This is a genomic window from Nocardioides sp. J9, from assembly GCF_007829375.1.
Taxonomy (GTDB): domain Bacteria; phylum Actinomycetota; class Actinomycetes; order Propionibacteriales; family Nocardioidaceae; genus Nocardioides.
Genome location: NZ_VLJQ01000073.1, coordinates 19,561 through 32,948, shown reverse-complemented (window position 1 = coordinate 32,948; position 13,388 = coordinate 19,561). Strand labels below are relative to the sequence as shown.

The following is a 13,388-nucleotide window of genomic DNA, read 5'->3' as shown; positions in this document are numbered from 1 at the left end:
CTGGTCAGCCGATGTCCAGCGTGCCGGCGGCGTTGCGCGCGTCGTGCTGCTGGACCCGGTCGAGGTACGCCTTGGACTTCTGGACCTCGTGCTCGAGCACGCCGATGGTCGTCGACATGTTGTCGAGGGCCTTGAGCTTGAACTCGTCGATGGAGTCCATGGTCGCGTAGATGTTGGCGAACGCGGCCTGCAGCTGCTCGATGCCGATGGTCGAGGACGCGGCCTGCTCCTGGATGCGCGCGGAGTTGTCCTTGAGCATCTCCGAGGTCCGCTGGATCATCGCCGACGTCGTGGTGTTGAGGGCCGTGATCTGGTCGAGGACCAGCTTCTGGTTGCTCAGCGCCTGGGCGACGATGACGGCGGTGCGCAGGGCGGAGATCGTCGTCGTGGTCGCACGGTCGACGCCCTTGATGAGCTCGATGTTGTTCTTGATGATGATGTCGATGGCCAGGTAGGCCTGGATCGACACCGCCAGCTGGGTCAGCAGGTCCTGGTGCTTCTGCCGGACGTAGAAGAGCACGTCCTGCGACAGCGTCTTGGCGGTCTCCGGGTCGCTGAGCTCGAGCTCGGCGATCTTCGCCGACAGCTTCGCGTCCAGCTTCTCCGCGACGTAGATGTACTGGTTGAGCCGGCCCATGACCGACCAGAGGTTCGTCTTCTCCAGGTTGAGCGCGACGTTGTCCTTCTGCAGCTCGTCCTGCCCGCTGCGCAGCGAGTGCAGGATGCCGTTGAGCTGCGTCTGCGCCGACTGGTACTTGCGGAAGTAGTCCTCGATCTTGTCGTTGAAGGGCAGCTTGTTCCACCACTTCTTCGCACCCGTCGCCTGCGCCGGGTCGAGGTCCTCGACGGTGCGGCGCAGGTCGAGCAGCGTCTTGCCGACGGTCGAGCCCTCGGCGAGCCCACCGGAGCGCAGGGCGGTCACCGGCTTGTCGAGCATCCGGTTCGAGGTCTCGGCCGCCTTGCGGATGTCGGCGTCGCCCATCGTGCGGACGTTCTCGGCCTGCGCCGCGAACTCGGGGCTGCCGGCCTTCGTCGAGGTCAGCGAGCTCAGGAAGTTGTCGACCTTCGCGTCGAGCTCGGGGACCATGCCCGGCTCGACCTGCGGTGCCATCTTCGGGGCCTGGGTCTCCACGACCGGCGCGACCGGCTCGGGCGCCGTCAGGGTGATCGCGGGCTCGGGGGGTGCGAGCGGGCTGGGCTCGGGAGCTGCTGCCTGGGAACCGTCGGTGGTCATGCCCCGAGCCTATCCAGCCCACCCGACCTTCATGCAGGGTCAGCGCAGAAGTTCAGGGTCGGGTTCAGGGATGCCACCGACCGCGTCGGCGGGCGGCAGGTCGATGAGGAACCACGGCATCATCCACTGCGCGATCGGACCGATCAGCAGGGCGTAGGCCACCGTGCCGAGCCCGAGGGTCCCGCCGAGCACCAGCCCGACCACCACGACGCTCACCTCGATGCCGGTGCGCACGAGCCGCAACGACAGGCCGGTACGCCGGGCCAGGCCGGTCATCAGCCCGTCCCGTGGGCCGCGGCCGAGCTGCGCCCCGATGTAGAGCGCGGTCGCCAGGCCGCACAGCACGATGCCGCCGACCATCAGCACGATCCGGGGCGCGAGCCCTGCGGGCGCGTCGAGCACCGCGAGCGTGGCGTCCGCGGACAGCCCCACGACGAAGGCGTTCGAGATCGTCCCCAGGCCGGGCTTCTCGCGCAGCGGGATCCAGAGCACGAGCACCACGAAGCTGAAGAGCACCACGGCCTGGCCCAGCGTGATCGGCACGTGCTGGATGAAGCCGGAGTGCAGCACGTCCCACGGGGCCAGCCCGATGTCGCCGAGCACCATGAGGGCGAGGCTGACGCCGTACAGCCACAGGCCGAGGTAGAGGTGCACGAGCCGCCGCGGGAGGCGGCCGGCGCGGAGCTGCGCGATCGGGCCTGCGTCGGTGAGCGAGGCGGTGAGCGGGACGGCGCTGGACATGCCCTCAGCCTGCCGCTGATTGGCCTGTTCCCAAATAGCCAATCGTGATCTACTGGACTGCATGGTGCAGTCCACTCCGGCGACGCTGTCCGCGACCCGCCTCGCCACCTTGGTCGAGGGCTTCGACCGCTCCCCCGCCTACGTCGGCCTCGCCGACGCGCTGCGGGAGCTGATCGGCGACGGCCGGATCGCCTACGGCACCCGGCTGCCCAGCGAGCGCGACCTGACCGAGGCACTCGGCGTCTCCCGCACGACCGTCACCCGCGCCTACGCCCGCCTGCGCGACTCCGCCTACGCCGAGGCACGGCAGGGCTCGGGCACCTTCACCCGGCTCCCGGGCGGACGCACCCGCGCGCTGGACCGGGCGCTGTGGCCCAGCGACGTCGGCAGCGGCGTGATCGACCTCGTCTGCGCGGCCGCGACGGCGCCGCCCGGGATCGGCGGGCTGTACGCCGAGGCGGCCGCCGAGCTGCCGGCGCACCTCGGCGGCCACGGGTACTTCCCGGCCGGCATGCCCGCCCTCCAGGCCGCGATCGCCGCGACCTACGACGCCCGCGGCCTGCCGACCGACCCCGACCAGGTGATCGTCACGCCCGGGGCACTGACCGCCACGGCCGTGATCGGCACGGCGCTGGCCGGCCCGCGCGACCGCGTCCTGATCGAGTCGCCGACCTATCCCAACGCCGTGCAGGCGCTGCGCAGCGGCGGCGGACGGCTGGCCACGATCGCGCTCGACCCCTCCGGCTGGGACCTGGAGGAGATCGGCGCCGCGGTGGCGCGGCACCGGCCACGCCTGGTGCACGTGATGCCGGACTTCCACAACCCGACGGGCCTGGTCATGTCCGAGGCCGACCGGTCCGCCTACGCGCGGCTGCTGGCCGAGCACGACGCGACGGCCGTCGTCGACGAGGCCCACCACCTGCTCCGGCTGGACGGGGACCCTGCTGCGGAGGCGCGACGCCCCTTCGCGTCGTACAGCGCGGACGCGATCTGCGTCGGCAGCGCCAGCAAGAGCGTGTGGGGCGGCCTGCGGCTCGGCTGGATCCGCGCGCCGCACGTCCTCGTCGACCGGCTGACCCGGGCCCGCGTCGGGCTCGACCTCGGTGCGCCGGTGCTCGAGCAGCTCGTCCTCGCCCGACTGCTGGCCGGCCCCGTCGACGACGTGCTCGCGACCCAGCGCGCCCGCCTGCGCGAGCAGCGCGACGCCCTCGTCGGCGCGCTGCGCGAGCGGCTGCCGGACTGGTCCTTCACCGTGCCCGCGGGCGGGATGGCGCTGTGGTGCCACCTGCCCGTGCCGGGCGCGACCGCGCTGTCGACCGAGGCCGAGCGGCACGGGGTGCTGCTCGCCCCCGGCCCGTCGTTCGCCCCCGAGGGCGGGCTGGACCGCTACGTGCGACTCCCCTACGCCGCCGCGACGTCCGAGCTGGTCGAGGCGGTCGACCGGATCGCCGCCGCGTGGGCCGTGGTCAACTCCGGCCGCGGCGGCTCCCCCGCCCCCACCTCCGGCTCCGACCCCGTCCTCGTCGCCTGACCCGTCGAGACGTCACCTGTGGCCCGTCGAGGCGTCACCTGTGGCCCGTCGAGGCGTCACTCGTGACACGTTGAGTGGTCACTTCCGGCCGGTTGAGTGGTCAGTTCCGGCTGCGGTGACCACTCAACCGGCGCTTTGTGACGCCTCAACGCGCCACAAGTGACCACTCGACATGCCGTTTCTGACGCTTCGACCCGCCGGAAGTGACGTCTCGACGTGATGGAGGGGAGGCGTCAGACGATGTCGACGGCGTGGATCGAGGTGGCCTCGATCGCGGTCTCGATGTCGGCGAGGGTCTCGGCCGGGATGGCGGAGTCCACGGAGAGGGCGACCAGCGCCTCGCCGCCCTTGGTCTCGCGGGACACCTGCATGCCGGCGATGTTCACGTTGGCCTGGCCGAGGATCTGGCCGACGGTGCCGACCATGCCCGGCCGGTCGACGTAGGTGAAGAACGCGAGGTGGTCGGTCGGCTCGATGTCGATGGCGTAGCCGTTGACCTCGACCAGGCGCTCGCGCTGGTGGATGCCGACCAGGGTGCCGCTGACCGAGACCTGGGTGCCGTCGGCGAGGGTGCCGCGCAGCGTGATCAGGTTGCGGTGGTCGGGGCTGTCGCTCTCGGTGACGAGGCGTACGGCGACGCCGCGCTCGGCCGACAGCAGCGGAGCGTTGACGTAGGAGACCTGGTCCTCGACGACGCTGCTGAAGACGCCCTTGAGGGCGGCGAGCTCGAGCACCTTGACGTCGTGCTCGGCGATCTCGCCGCGGACCTCGACGTCGAGGCTCTGCGCGACCTCGCCGGCGACGCCGGTGAAGATCTGGCCGAGCTTCTCGGTGAGCGGGATGCCCGGGCGCACGTCCTCGGCGATGACGCCGCCCTGGACGTTGACCGCGTCCGGCACGAGCTCTCCGGACAGGGCGAGGCGGACCGACTTCGCGACCGCGATGCCGGCCTTCTCCTGCGCCTCGTCGGTGGACGCGCCCAGGTGCGGCGTGGCGACGACGTTCTCGAGCTCGAAGAGCGGGCTGTCGGTGCACGGCTCCTGCGCGAACACGTCGAGGCCGGCGGCACCGACGCGGCCGGTCTTGAGGGCGTCGTAGAGCGCCTCCTCGTCGACGATGCCGCCACGGGCAGCGTTGACCAGCACCAGGGACGGTTTGGCCTTCGCGAGCTGCTCGGCCCCGATCAGGCCGACCGTCTCGGCCGTCTTCGGCAGGTGCACCGACATGAAGTCGGACTCGGCCATGAGCGTGTCGAGGTCGACCAGGCGCACGCCCATCTGGGCCGCGCGGCCGGGCTGGACGTAGGGGTCGTAGGCGATGACGGACATGCCGAACGCGGCCAGGCGCTGGGCGACGAGGACGCCGATGCGACCGAGGCCGACGATGCCGACGGTCTTCTCGAACAGCTCGATGCCGGTGTACCTCGAGCGCTTCCACTCCCCGTTGCGCAGCGCGGCGTGCGCCGGGGAGACGTGGCGGGCCGCGGCGAGCATGAGGGCCACGGCGAGCTCGGCGGCCGAGACGATGTTGGAGGTCGGTGCGTTCACGACCATGACGCCGGACTGGGTGGCGGCCCGCACGTCCACGTTGTCCAGGCCGACCCCGGCCCGGGCGACGACCTTGAGCCGGGTGGCTGCGGCCAGCGCCTCGGCGTCGACCTTGGTCGCCGAGCGCACGAGGATCGCGTCGACGTCGACGATCGCCGCCAGCAGCTCTGCACGGTCCGCGCCGTTGCAGGTGCGGATCTCGAAGTCCGGGCCCAGTGCCTCGACGGTCGCGGGGCTGAGCTCTTCGGCGATGAGGACGACAGGGCGTGCAGTCACAGCGGGTCCTTGCGGTCGTGCGGGTGTAGACGTGCACGACGCTGTGCGCGCCCGCCACAGTACCGCTAGCCGGGGGTTGTTTCTAACTTGTGAACAAGGAGTGGTCGCCCTGTCGACCGGCCGGTCGGCAGGCCCACTAGGGTCGGGCGCACACCGGAACCTCACGGCCGAAGGAGTCAGTCATGCGGGTGTTCACGACGTTCGAGGAGGTCGCTGCCGCGGCCGGCACCGACCTCGGCACGACCGACTGGGTGACCATCGACCAGCGACGGGTGAACCAGTTCGCCGACGCGACCGGCGACCACCAGTGGATCCACGTCGACCTGGAGCGCGCCAAGGAGGGCCCCTTCGGCGGCACCATCGCGCACGGCTACCTGACCCTCTCCCTCGTCCCGTGGCTCGGCAGCCAGGTCTTCACCCTGCAGACCCCGGGCGCGAAGCTCAACTACGGCGTCAACAAGGTCCGCTTCCCGAACCCGCTGCTGGTCGGCAAGCGGATCCGCCTGCACGTGAAGATGCTCGAGGTCGCCGACATCCCCGCGGGCAAGCAGCTGACCTTCCAGCACACGATCGAGATCGAGGACGAGGCGAAGCCCGCCTGCGTCGCCGAGACGGTCGTCCTGCTCCTGCCCTGACCCTCCCGCCCGGACCGACCGGGGCTCAGCCTTCGCGGGAGAACCAGGCCTGCTCGAGGGCCTGGCTGAACAGCTCGGTGGGCTGGGCTCCGGAGATCCCGAACCGGCCGTCGAGCACGAAGAAGGGCACGCCGGTCGAGCCGTACGCGCGGGCCTGGTTCACGTCCGCCGTGACGTCGTCGCGGAACTCGTCGCTGGCCAGCACCTCCTCGACCCGTGCGCCGTCGAGGCCGGCCGCGGCCGCTGCCGCGCGCAGCACGTCGTGGTCGCCGAGCGTCTCCCCGCGCGTGAAGTACGCCGCCAGCAACTCCTCCACCATCGCGGCCTGCCTGCCCTCGGTGCGGGCGAGGTGGATCAGCCGGTGCGCGGTGAGCGTGCGCGCGTGCAGGGCGTCGGCGTGGGCCATCGTCAGGCCCTCGGCGGCGGCGACCTCGTCGGCGCGCGCCATCATCTCCCGGGTGGCCGCCTCGTCGGCGCCGAACTTGCGGCCGAGCACGGTCACCGTGGTCTCGGTGCCCACCTCCGGGGCGAACGGGTCGAGCTCGAAGGAGCGGTAGACGACCTCCACCTCGTCGCGGTGCTCGAACCCGGCGAGGGCCTTCTCCAGGCGCCGCTTGCCGATGTAGCACCACGGACACACGACGTCGGCCCAGATCTCGATGCGCATGCCGGGCCCAACCGCGGACCGCGCCGTTTGCTTCCCGTGGCTACTCGGCGTGGACGACCCGGTCGTCCCCGTCGCGGATCTCGTAGATGCCGCGGTCGTGGTCGACGAGGGCCTTCCAGCCGACCGGGACGGCCATCGCCGGGATCACCTCCGGGCGGGAGGCGAACACGTTGCCGGCGAACTTCATGCTGCCGGCGAGGTTCGTGCTGAGACGCTCGTCGAAGGGCTGTTCACCGAGGAACCAGGCGGCCTTGCCCGCCTCGTGCCGCAGCTCCGCGGGCTCGCGCCGGTCGAGCATCTGCCGGGTGACCCAGATCTTGGTGCGCCGGAAGTGGACGTCGACGTCCGCCTCGAAGCCACAGCCCGCCAGGACTCCTCGACCCACAGCAGCTGCGACAGGTCGGTCACCCGCTTGGAGGCGATCTCCAGCACGGACCGCGAGTCCTGGGTCGTCGCTCGCAGCACGCCGTCGCGCTCCTCGAACCGGATCACGCCCCACGTCCGGGCGAGCTCGGTCCCCTCGGCGAGGTCGCCGAGCGCACCGACCTGCTCGACCACCATGTCGAGGGCGTCCACGAACCGGTCGTGGGCCGCGATGCTCGCGGTGGTCCCGCCGACCGTCACCTCGCGCTCGACCAGGTCCTCCCCGGGCAGCGGCGGGACGGCCCACTCCCGCAGGCTCACAGAGGCGCCTCGTTGAGCACGGCGCCGTCGCTGGTGCGCACGATCGCCTGGATCCGGTCACCGTCCACGACGACCTTGACCGTCGGCGGCAGCGCCATGGCGCGCGCCGCTGCCCGACGGAGCTGGAGGATCCGCCAGGCCGGCAGGCGCACCATCTCGTGCGCCTCGAGCTCTCCCTCCTTCACCGACGGGAAGGCATCGATGAACCACCCCGAGTCCCCGGGCGTGGTCGTCTCGATCCTGGAGAGCTGGAGCCGGTCGGCCTGCTCCCAGCCGATCGCGCAGATGACGTCGTCGTCCCAGGCGATGTCGCGCGGCTCCAGGCGTGCCGCCCTGGGCGCTGCCGTCAGGCTCACCGACATCCAGATGGCCAGGGTGATGTCGTCGGTCAGCTCGGAGCGCGGGTTGCCGGCGTAGTCCGGCGCCGTGACCACGAAGCCGTCGCCCTCCTCACGCAGCACGAGCGGCCCCCAGCCGGGCTGGAGCCCGTAGCCGTCGCGCCACTGCTCCGCGTGCTTCTCGAGCTCCGCGAGAAGCCCCTCGGCCAGGGTGGCGACCTCGGGGACGCAGCGCGTGCGCAGCTCCCGCCCGCCGCCCGCCGAACGCACCACCACGGTCTCAGGCATCCGTCAGCCCCCCGAGTGGGTCATGACGCACCGAGACTGACCAGCTCAGACGACCGATGCACGGTTGAGGTCCAGGATGTCCACCTGTTCCTCGGCCAGTCGGTCCTCGAGCGCGTCCACGCCCTCGGACCGGGCGAGCTCGAACTCCGCGTCGGAGATCGGGACCGCCTGGAGGAAGGCGACGGCCATGTCGTCGTCCTCCATGGTGGGGAAGGCGTCGTCGCCCCACAGGAACGGCGGCACGAACAGGACGTGCTTCATCGTGGCCTCGGGCTCGTAGAGCTCGACGACCCGCGGGTGGATGTTTCCGGGGCTGAGGCTGTACTCGCCCGTCGCGACGTTGAGGGCGCAGGTCGACATGACGTTCGCGAACGCCTCCACGCCGGATGCGCAGGCTCCCAGGATCTCCACCCGGATCGGCTTGCCGTCCGGGGTGGAGAGCTGGTTGTCGTACTGGCTGAGGTCCACGGTGCCGTAGGACGTCACGCCGGACTCAGGGCCGTCGACGCAGGAGAGCAGGTTGACCGCGTGGGTCTCCTCGTCGTTCCAGTACTGGAAGACCTTGGGCTTCCCCCCGAACGCCCGCGCCTCGTGCTGCGCGATGGTCTTGCCGTCGATCGCCATGCCGAGGACCCTACCCGCCGAAGCCGAACAGGTCGGACATGTCCTCACCGCGGTGGCTGCGGTTGCTGGAAGGCAGCTCCGGCCGGTAGTGGGACGGGTCGTTGTGCCAGTCGAGGAACTGCTTGCGCGTCCAGCCGTGGGCCTCCGCGTAGTCCGCCGCCTTGCGGAACTCCATCCCTGGCAGGTGGCCCATGTCCCACTTGTCGGTCTGCTTGATGATCTGACCGGTGACCGGGTCCTTCACGACGCCGTCGGGCCCCTTCGCGGCCTCCCACACCTTGTCGCGGACGCCCTTGCGGTAGCCCGAGGGCCGGCTGTACTTGCCGGCCTTGGGGATCCGCTCCCGTGGGGTGGGCGCTCCAGCACCTGCGCCGCGGGCAGCGTCACGATCGGTGTCCAGACGCCGACTGCGACCCGTCTCGAGGTGGGTGCGGTGGTTGTCGGCGACGCCACGAAGACGTCGCGCCTGGTTCCCGAGCGAGTCTCCTGCGTCCCGCAGGGCCTTGACCACCGGCTTCATCCGGCCCATCAGGCGTCCCCTCCGAAGTCCAGGTTCCCCCAGTCGGCGACGAACTGGGACGTGATCGAGTCGAGGTCCGCTCCGGCCAGCTCGAGGTCCGAGGAGGCCTGCTCCAGGGCCTCGAGGTCGGCGAAGTACTCGTCGGTGTCGCCGACGACTCCCTCAACCATGGGGGCGTCGAGGACCGCGTCGATGACCGCCGGAAGTTGCTCCATGAGCGGCTCAGCCACCATCGGGATGACCTGCTCGAGCGCCTGCTCGATGGCGATGTTGACCAGCGCATCCATCAGCTTCTTCTTCGCGATGACGAGCAGGGCCGCGCCGCCGGCGCCGAAGGGGCCAGCGGCCAGCAACGGGATGAGCTGGGCGAGGGTGATGGTCAGCTCGGCGATGACCTTGACCTTGAGGCCGACGACCAGGTCTGCCGCGACCTCCATGCCCGTCGCGGCCGGGTCCATGAAGTCGAGGAGCTGCTGCAGGTTCTGCGAACGGTTGGTGTTCCAGGCGGCGACGTAGGCGGGACCGGACTTGCCTCGCATCGACGCGGCCAGGTCGCTGTTGACCTTCCGGTCGACGGCCTGGATACAGGCCTCGAGGTCGGACCCGAGCTGGCGGACGAGAGTCGCCCCTCGACGGACCTCGTCCTCGTCGACGTCCGGCCACTCGTACCCCAGCTTGTCCAGGATCCAGACCAGCTCGTCAGGCAACATCATGCCCACGTCCGACACCTCCTCCGCGGTTGTCGCGTCTTCCGGCGTACGGCAGCCTGTCCCGCCCCACCGGAACCAAACATGGTGCCGGTCGTCCGCCCCGGTCCGTTCTCCGGGGCCGACCCCGACTCCCCTCAGGGTCGGGTCAGGGACGGGTCCGGGGATCTGCCGGAAGCGGCGGGAGGCCACGGCGGGCGAGGCTCCTTCCCATGATCACCGTCGAGTCACTCACCAAGAGCTACGGCGGCTTCACCGCCGTCGACAACGTGTCGTTCACCGCGGCGCCGGGCCGGGTCACCGGGTTCCTCGGCCCGAACGGCGCCGGCAAGTCCACGACCATGCGCGTCATGGTCGGGCTGACCGACCCGGGCAGCGGCGAGGTCCGCGTCCTGGGCCGCCGGTTCCGGGACCTGCCGGACCCGGGCCGCGAGGTCGGCGTCCTGCTGGACGCCTCCGCCCAGCACGCCGGGCGCACCGGCCGCGAGGTCCTCACCATCGCCGCCCTGACCATGGGCCTTCCCCGCACCCGCGTCGACGAGATGCTCGAGCGGGTCAGCCTCACCCCCGACGAGGCCAGCCGCCGGGTGCGCAACTACTCCCTCGGCATGCGGCAGCGCCTCGGCATCGCGACGGCGCTCATGGGCGACCCGGAGGTGCTCATCCTCGACGAGCCCGCCAACGGCCTCGACCCGGCCGGCATCCGCTGGATGCGGGACCTGCTCCGCGGGTTCGCCGACGAGGGCGGCACCGTGCTGCTGTCGTCGCACCTGCTGCACGAGATCGAGGTCATCGCCGACGACATCGTCGTCATCGGCAACGGCCGGATCGTCGCCCAGGGCACCAAGGACGAGCTGCTGGCCGGTGCGGGCACGCTCGTGCGGGCCGCCGACGGCGCCGCGCTGGCGACGGCCCTGCAGGCCGCCGGGATCGCCGCCCGCCCGACCTCCGGCGGCGCGGTGCTCGCGGAGGCCGACCTCTCCCGGGTCGGGCGGGCTGCGTTCACCGCCGGCATCGCCGTCACCGAGCTCCGGGCCGCCGACGGCGCAGGCCTGGAGGAGATGTTCCTCGCGCTGACCGCCGAGACCCAGCGCGACGCCACCGACCACACCTCGACCACCGAAGGAGCTGCGGCATGACCGCCACCCTCGAGCCCACCCCGGCAGCGGCCCCCATGGCCGCCGCCCGCCCGGCGCGCACCGCGCCGGCGCCCACCCCGTTCCGCCGCGTGCTGCACGTCGAGCTGCGCAAGATGTTCGACACCCGCTCCGGGTTCTGGCTGATGGCCAGCATCGTGATCGCCTCGGTGGTCGCGACGACGCTGACCGTCCTGCTCGGCGACCGCGACTCGCTCACCTTCGAGTCGTTCGCGTCCGCCGTCGGCAGCCCGATGTCGGTCGTGCTGCCCATGATCGGCGTGCTCGCCGTGACCAGCGAGTGGAGCCAGCGCACGGCGCTGACCACCTTCACCCTCGTGCCGAGCCGACCCCGGGTGCTCGCGGCCAAGCTGCTCGACGTGCTCGCCGTGGGCGCCGTGGCCATGCTCGTCGCCCTGGGGGTCGGCGCGCTCGGCAACATCGTGGCCTCGGCGATCACCGGCAACGACGCGGTGTGGGACATCGCGGCCTCGACCTTCGCCCAGATCGTGCTCGCCAACGAGCTCGGCATGCTCGTGGGCGTCGTGCTGGGGCTGCTGTTCCGCAACTCCCCCGCCGCCATCGTCGGCTACTTCGTGTTCGCCCTCGTGCTGCCCGGCCTGTCCAGCGCCCTCGCCGTCGCCCAGGACTGGTGGGCCGACAACGGCGGCTGGTTCGACCTCAACCAGACCCGCTTCCTCCTCTTCGACTCGACGCTGACCGGCGAGGAGTGGGCCCAGCTCGGCGTCGCGTCCCTCGCCTGGGTCGTCCTGCCGATGCTCCTCGGCCTCCGGCTGGTGCTGCGCTCCGAGGTGAAGTGAGCCGAGCGGCGTGACCCGGGGCCACCAGGGCGCGAGGATCCGAGGCATGGACCTCACCTCGACCTGGTGGTTCTGGGCGTTGTTGTCCGCGGTGTTCGCGGCCCTGACGGCGATCTTCGCCAAGGTCGGCGTGAAGGAGATCGACTCCGACGTGGCGACCTTCGTGCGGACGATCGTCATCCTGGTGACCCTCGGGCTGATCCTGGTGGCGCTCGGCAAGCTCCACTCCCCCGGCGACGTCAGCGGCCGCACGTGGTTCTTCCTCGTGCTGTCGGGCCTCGCGACCGGGGCGTCGTGAATCTGCTACTTCCGCGCCCTCAAGGTCGGTGACGCGTCACTGGTCGCTCCGGTGGACAAGCTGAGCGTCGTGCTGGTCGCGGTCTTCGGCGTCACCCTGCTCGGCGAGCGGCTGTCGCTGCTGCAGTGGGCCGGGGTCGGCCTGGTCGGCGCCGGTGCGGTGCTGCTGGTCGTCAGCGGCTGAGGTGCCGGGGCGGCGCACCCGGGCCGGGACGCGCGAACGCCCCCGGGGCCACGTGGGTCCCGGGGGCGTTCGACGCTGGTGCTGCTGAGGGCCGCTGGTCAGCGGGCGGCCGAGCCCTCGGTGTAGTCGTCGTCGGTCTGCTTCCACGAGAAGTGGGCGCGCAGCGCCTTGCCGGTCGCCTCGATCGGGTGGGCGGCCTCCTCCTCGCGGAGCTTGAGGAACTCGGCGCCACCGTTGTCCTGGTCGCCGATGAAACGCTCGGCGAAGGCACCGCTCTGGATGTCGGCGAGGACCGCCTTCATCGAGTCCTTGACGGCCGGGGTCACGACGCGCGGGCCGGAGACGTAGTCGCCGTACTCGGCGGTGTCGGAGACCGACCAGCGCTGCTTGGCGATGCCGCCCTCCCACATGAGGTCGACGATGAGCTTCAGCTCGTGGAGCACCTCGAAGTAGGCGATCTCCGGCTGGTAGCCGGCCTCGGTCAGGACCTCGAAGCCGGCCTGGACCAGGTGCGAGACGCCACCGCAGAGGACGGCCTGCTCACCGAACAGGTCGGTCTCGGTCTCCTCGGTGAAGGTGGTCTTGATGACGCCGGCGCGGGTGCCGCCGATGGCCTTCGCGTAGGACTTGGCGAGGTCCCACGCGCTGCCGGAGGCGTCCTGCTCGACGGCGATGATGTCCGGGATACCGCGGCCGGCGACGTACTCGCGGCGCACCGTGTGGCCCGGGGCCTTCGGGGCGACCATGATGACGTCGACACCCTCGGGAGCCTTGATGTAGCCGAAGCGGATGTTGAAGCCGTGGCCGAAGACCAGGGTGTCGCCGGCGGTCAGCGCGGGGGCGATGTCCTCGGCGTAGAGCTTCCGCTGGTGCTGGTCGGGGGCGAGGATGACGATGACGTCGGCCTCCTCCGCCGCCTCGCGCGGGGTGAGCACGCGCAGGCCCTGCTCCTCCGCCTTCGGGCGGCTCTTCGAGCCCTCCTTCAGGCCGACCCGCACGTCGACGCCCGAGTCGCGCAGGTTGAGCGCGTGCGCGTGGCCCTGGCTGCCGTAACCGATGACCGCGACGTGCTTGCCCTGGATGAGGGACAGGTCGGCGTCGTCGTCGTAGAAAATCTCAGCCACTGGGGCTTCTCCTTGCTGGGTTGGGGTTGGGAAA

Annotated in this window: 14 protein-coding genes and 1 pseudogene; 5 read left to right on the top strand and 10 right to left on the bottom strand. The window is 71.2% G+C overall.

Translation table 11 applies throughout. From position 1 onward, the window contains the following. Positions 1 to 4: 4 nt before the first annotated feature. Both L615_RS11675 and L615_RS11670 read right to left on the bottom strand, forming a co-directional pair. Complete coding sequence (locus tag L615_RS11675; RefSeq protein WP_028654241.1) at positions 5 to 1,234, bottom strand: toxic anion resistance protein; 1,230 nt, start codon at positions 1,232 to 1,234, stop codon at positions 5 to 7. A 39-nt stretch (positions 1,235 to 1,273) separates the two neighbouring features. Beyond that, a complete protein-coding gene (locus L615_RS11670) occupies positions 1,274 to 1,975 on the bottom strand; it encodes a YitT family protein (protein ID WP_145725164.1) in 702 nt (233 codons plus the stop codon). 61 nt (positions 1,976 to 2,036) lie between these two features. On the opposite strand from L615_RS11670, the gene L615_RS11665 reads away from it, so the two are divergent. Next, a complete protein-coding gene (locus L615_RS11665) occupies positions 2,037 to 3,506 on the top strand; it encodes a PLP-dependent aminotransferase family protein (protein ID WP_145725163.1) in 1,470 nt (489 codons plus the stop codon). A 233-nt stretch (positions 3,507 to 3,739) separates the two neighbouring features. Here L615_RS11665 and serA read toward each other — a convergent pair whose 3' ends face one another. Continuing rightward, entirely contained in the window at positions 3,740 to 5,329 is a 1,590-nt protein-coding gene (gene serA / locus L615_RS11660; RefSeq protein ID WP_145725162.1) for a phosphoglycerate dehydrogenase, read from the bottom strand. A gap of 182 nt (positions 5,330 to 5,511) precedes the next feature. Here serA and L615_RS11655 point away from each other — a divergent pair, with 182 nt between their 5' ends. Beyond that, positions 5,512 to 5,964, top strand: a complete 453-nt coding sequence (locus tag L615_RS11655) for a MaoC family dehydratase (protein ID WP_028654239.1) — start codon at positions 5,512 to 5,514, stop codon at positions 5,962 to 5,964. A gap of 25 nt (positions 5,965 to 5,989) precedes the next feature. Here the strand turns inward: L615_RS11655 and L615_RS11650 are convergent, their stop codons facing one another. From L615_RS11650 to L615_RS11625, 6 genes are all read right to left on the bottom strand, one after another. Further along, a complete protein-coding gene (locus tag L615_RS11650; RefSeq protein ID WP_036516613.1) occupies positions 5,990 to 6,631 on the bottom strand; it encodes a DsbA family oxidoreductase in 642 nt (213 codons plus the stop codon). Between the two features lie 40 nt (positions 6,632 to 6,671). Continuing rightward, positions 6,672 to 7,016 (bottom strand): hypothetical protein, encoded by a 345-nt coding sequence (locus L615_RS11645; protein ID WP_145725161.1) that lies wholly within the window; start codon positions 7,014 to 7,016, stop codon positions 6,672 to 6,674. Between the two features lie 295 nt (positions 7,017 to 7,311). Beyond that, the gene (locus L615_RS11640) at positions 7,312 to 7,941 is read right to left on the bottom strand and encodes a hypothetical protein (RefSeq protein WP_028654237.1); all 630 of its coding nucleotides are present in this window, start codon (positions 7,939 to 7,941) and stop codon (positions 7,312 to 7,314) included. Between the two features lie 45 nt (positions 7,942 to 7,986). After that, complete coding sequence (locus L615_RS11635) at positions 7,987 to 8,565, bottom strand: suppressor of fused domain protein (protein ID WP_028654236.1); 579 nt, start codon at positions 8,563 to 8,565, stop codon at positions 7,987 to 7,989. Positions 8,566 to 8,575: 10 nt separating this feature from the next. After that, positions 8,576 to 9,094 (bottom strand): HNH/ENDO VII family nuclease, encoded by a 519-nt coding sequence (locus L615_RS11630; RefSeq protein ID WP_145725160.1) that lies wholly within the window; start codon positions 9,092 to 9,094, stop codon positions 8,576 to 8,578. Next, a complete protein-coding gene (locus L615_RS11625; protein ID WP_198020075.1) occupies positions 9,094 to 9,804 on the bottom strand; it encodes a hypothetical protein in 711 nt (236 codons plus the stop codon). The genes L615_RS11630 and L615_RS11625 overlap by 1 nt, the downstream gene beginning before the upstream one ends. 200 nt (positions 9,805 to 10,004) lie before the next feature. Between L615_RS11625 and L615_RS11620 the strand changes: the two genes are divergently transcribed. The 3 genes and pseudogenes from L615_RS11620 (at position 10,005) to L615_RS11610 (ending at position 12,230) form a co-directional block, all read left to right on the top strand. Continuing rightward, complete coding sequence (locus tag L615_RS11620) at positions 10,005 to 10,931, top strand: ABC transporter ATP-binding protein (RefSeq protein WP_028654233.1); 927 nt, start codon at positions 10,005 to 10,007, stop codon at positions 10,929 to 10,931. After that, on the top strand, positions 10,928 to 11,749 hold the full coding sequence (locus L615_RS11615; protein WP_145725159.1) for an ABC transporter permease subunit: 822 nt from the start codon (positions 10,928 to 10,930) through the stop codon (positions 11,747 to 11,749). The genes L615_RS11620 and L615_RS11615 overlap by 4 nt, the downstream gene beginning before the upstream one ends. Before the next feature lie 46 nt (positions 11,750 to 11,795). Beyond that, positions 11,796 to 12,230, top strand: a pseudogene (locus L615_RS11610) (EamA family transporter). A gap of 98 nt (positions 12,231 to 12,328) precedes the next feature. On the opposite strand, the gene ilvC reads toward L615_RS11610, so the two are convergent. Further along, positions 12,329 to 13,354 (bottom strand): ketol-acid reductoisomerase, encoded by a 1,026-nt coding sequence (gene ilvC / locus L615_RS11605; protein WP_028654230.1) that lies wholly within the window; start codon positions 13,352 to 13,354, stop codon positions 12,329 to 12,331. Positions 13,355 to 13,388 lie beyond the last annotated feature (34 nt).

Coding starts and splice junctions, on each gene's coding strand:
- L615_RS11675 (WP_028654241.1), bottom strand. CDS start 1,234: ATGACCACCGACGGTTCCCAGGCAGCAGCTCCCGAGCCCAGCCCGCTC.
- L615_RS11670 (WP_145725164.1), bottom strand. CDS start 1,975: ATGTCCAGCGCCGTCCCGCTCACCGCCTCGCTCACCGACGCAGGCCCG.
- L615_RS11665 (WP_145725163.1), top strand. CDS start 2,037: ATGGTGCAGTCCACTCCGGCGACGCTGTCCGCGACCCGCCTCGCCACC.
- L615_RS11655 (WP_028654239.1), top strand. CDS start 5,512: ATGCGGGTGTTCACGACGTTCGAGGAGGTCGCTGCCGCGGCCGGCACC.
- L615_RS11650 (WP_036516613.1), bottom strand. CDS start 6,631: ATGCGCATCGAGATCTGGGCCGACGTCGTGTGTCCGTGGTGCTACATC.
- L615_RS11640 (WP_028654237.1), bottom strand. CDS start 7,941: ATGCCTGAGACCGTGGTGGTGCGTTCGGCGGGCGGCGGGCGGGAGCTG.
- L615_RS11635 (WP_028654236.1), bottom strand. CDS start 8,565: ATGGCGATCGACGGCAAGACCATCGCGCAGCACGAGGCGCGGGCGTTC.
- L615_RS11630 (WP_145725160.1), bottom strand. CDS start 9,094: ATGGGCCGGATGAAGCCGGTGGTCAAGGCCCTGCGGGACGCAGGAGAC.
- L615_RS11620 (WP_028654233.1), top strand. CDS start 10,005: ATGATCACCGTCGAGTCACTCACCAAGAGCTACGGCGGCTTCACCGCC.
- L615_RS11615 (WP_145725159.1), top strand. CDS start 10,928: ATGACCGCCACCCTCGAGCCCACCCCGGCAGCGGCCCCCATGGCCGCC.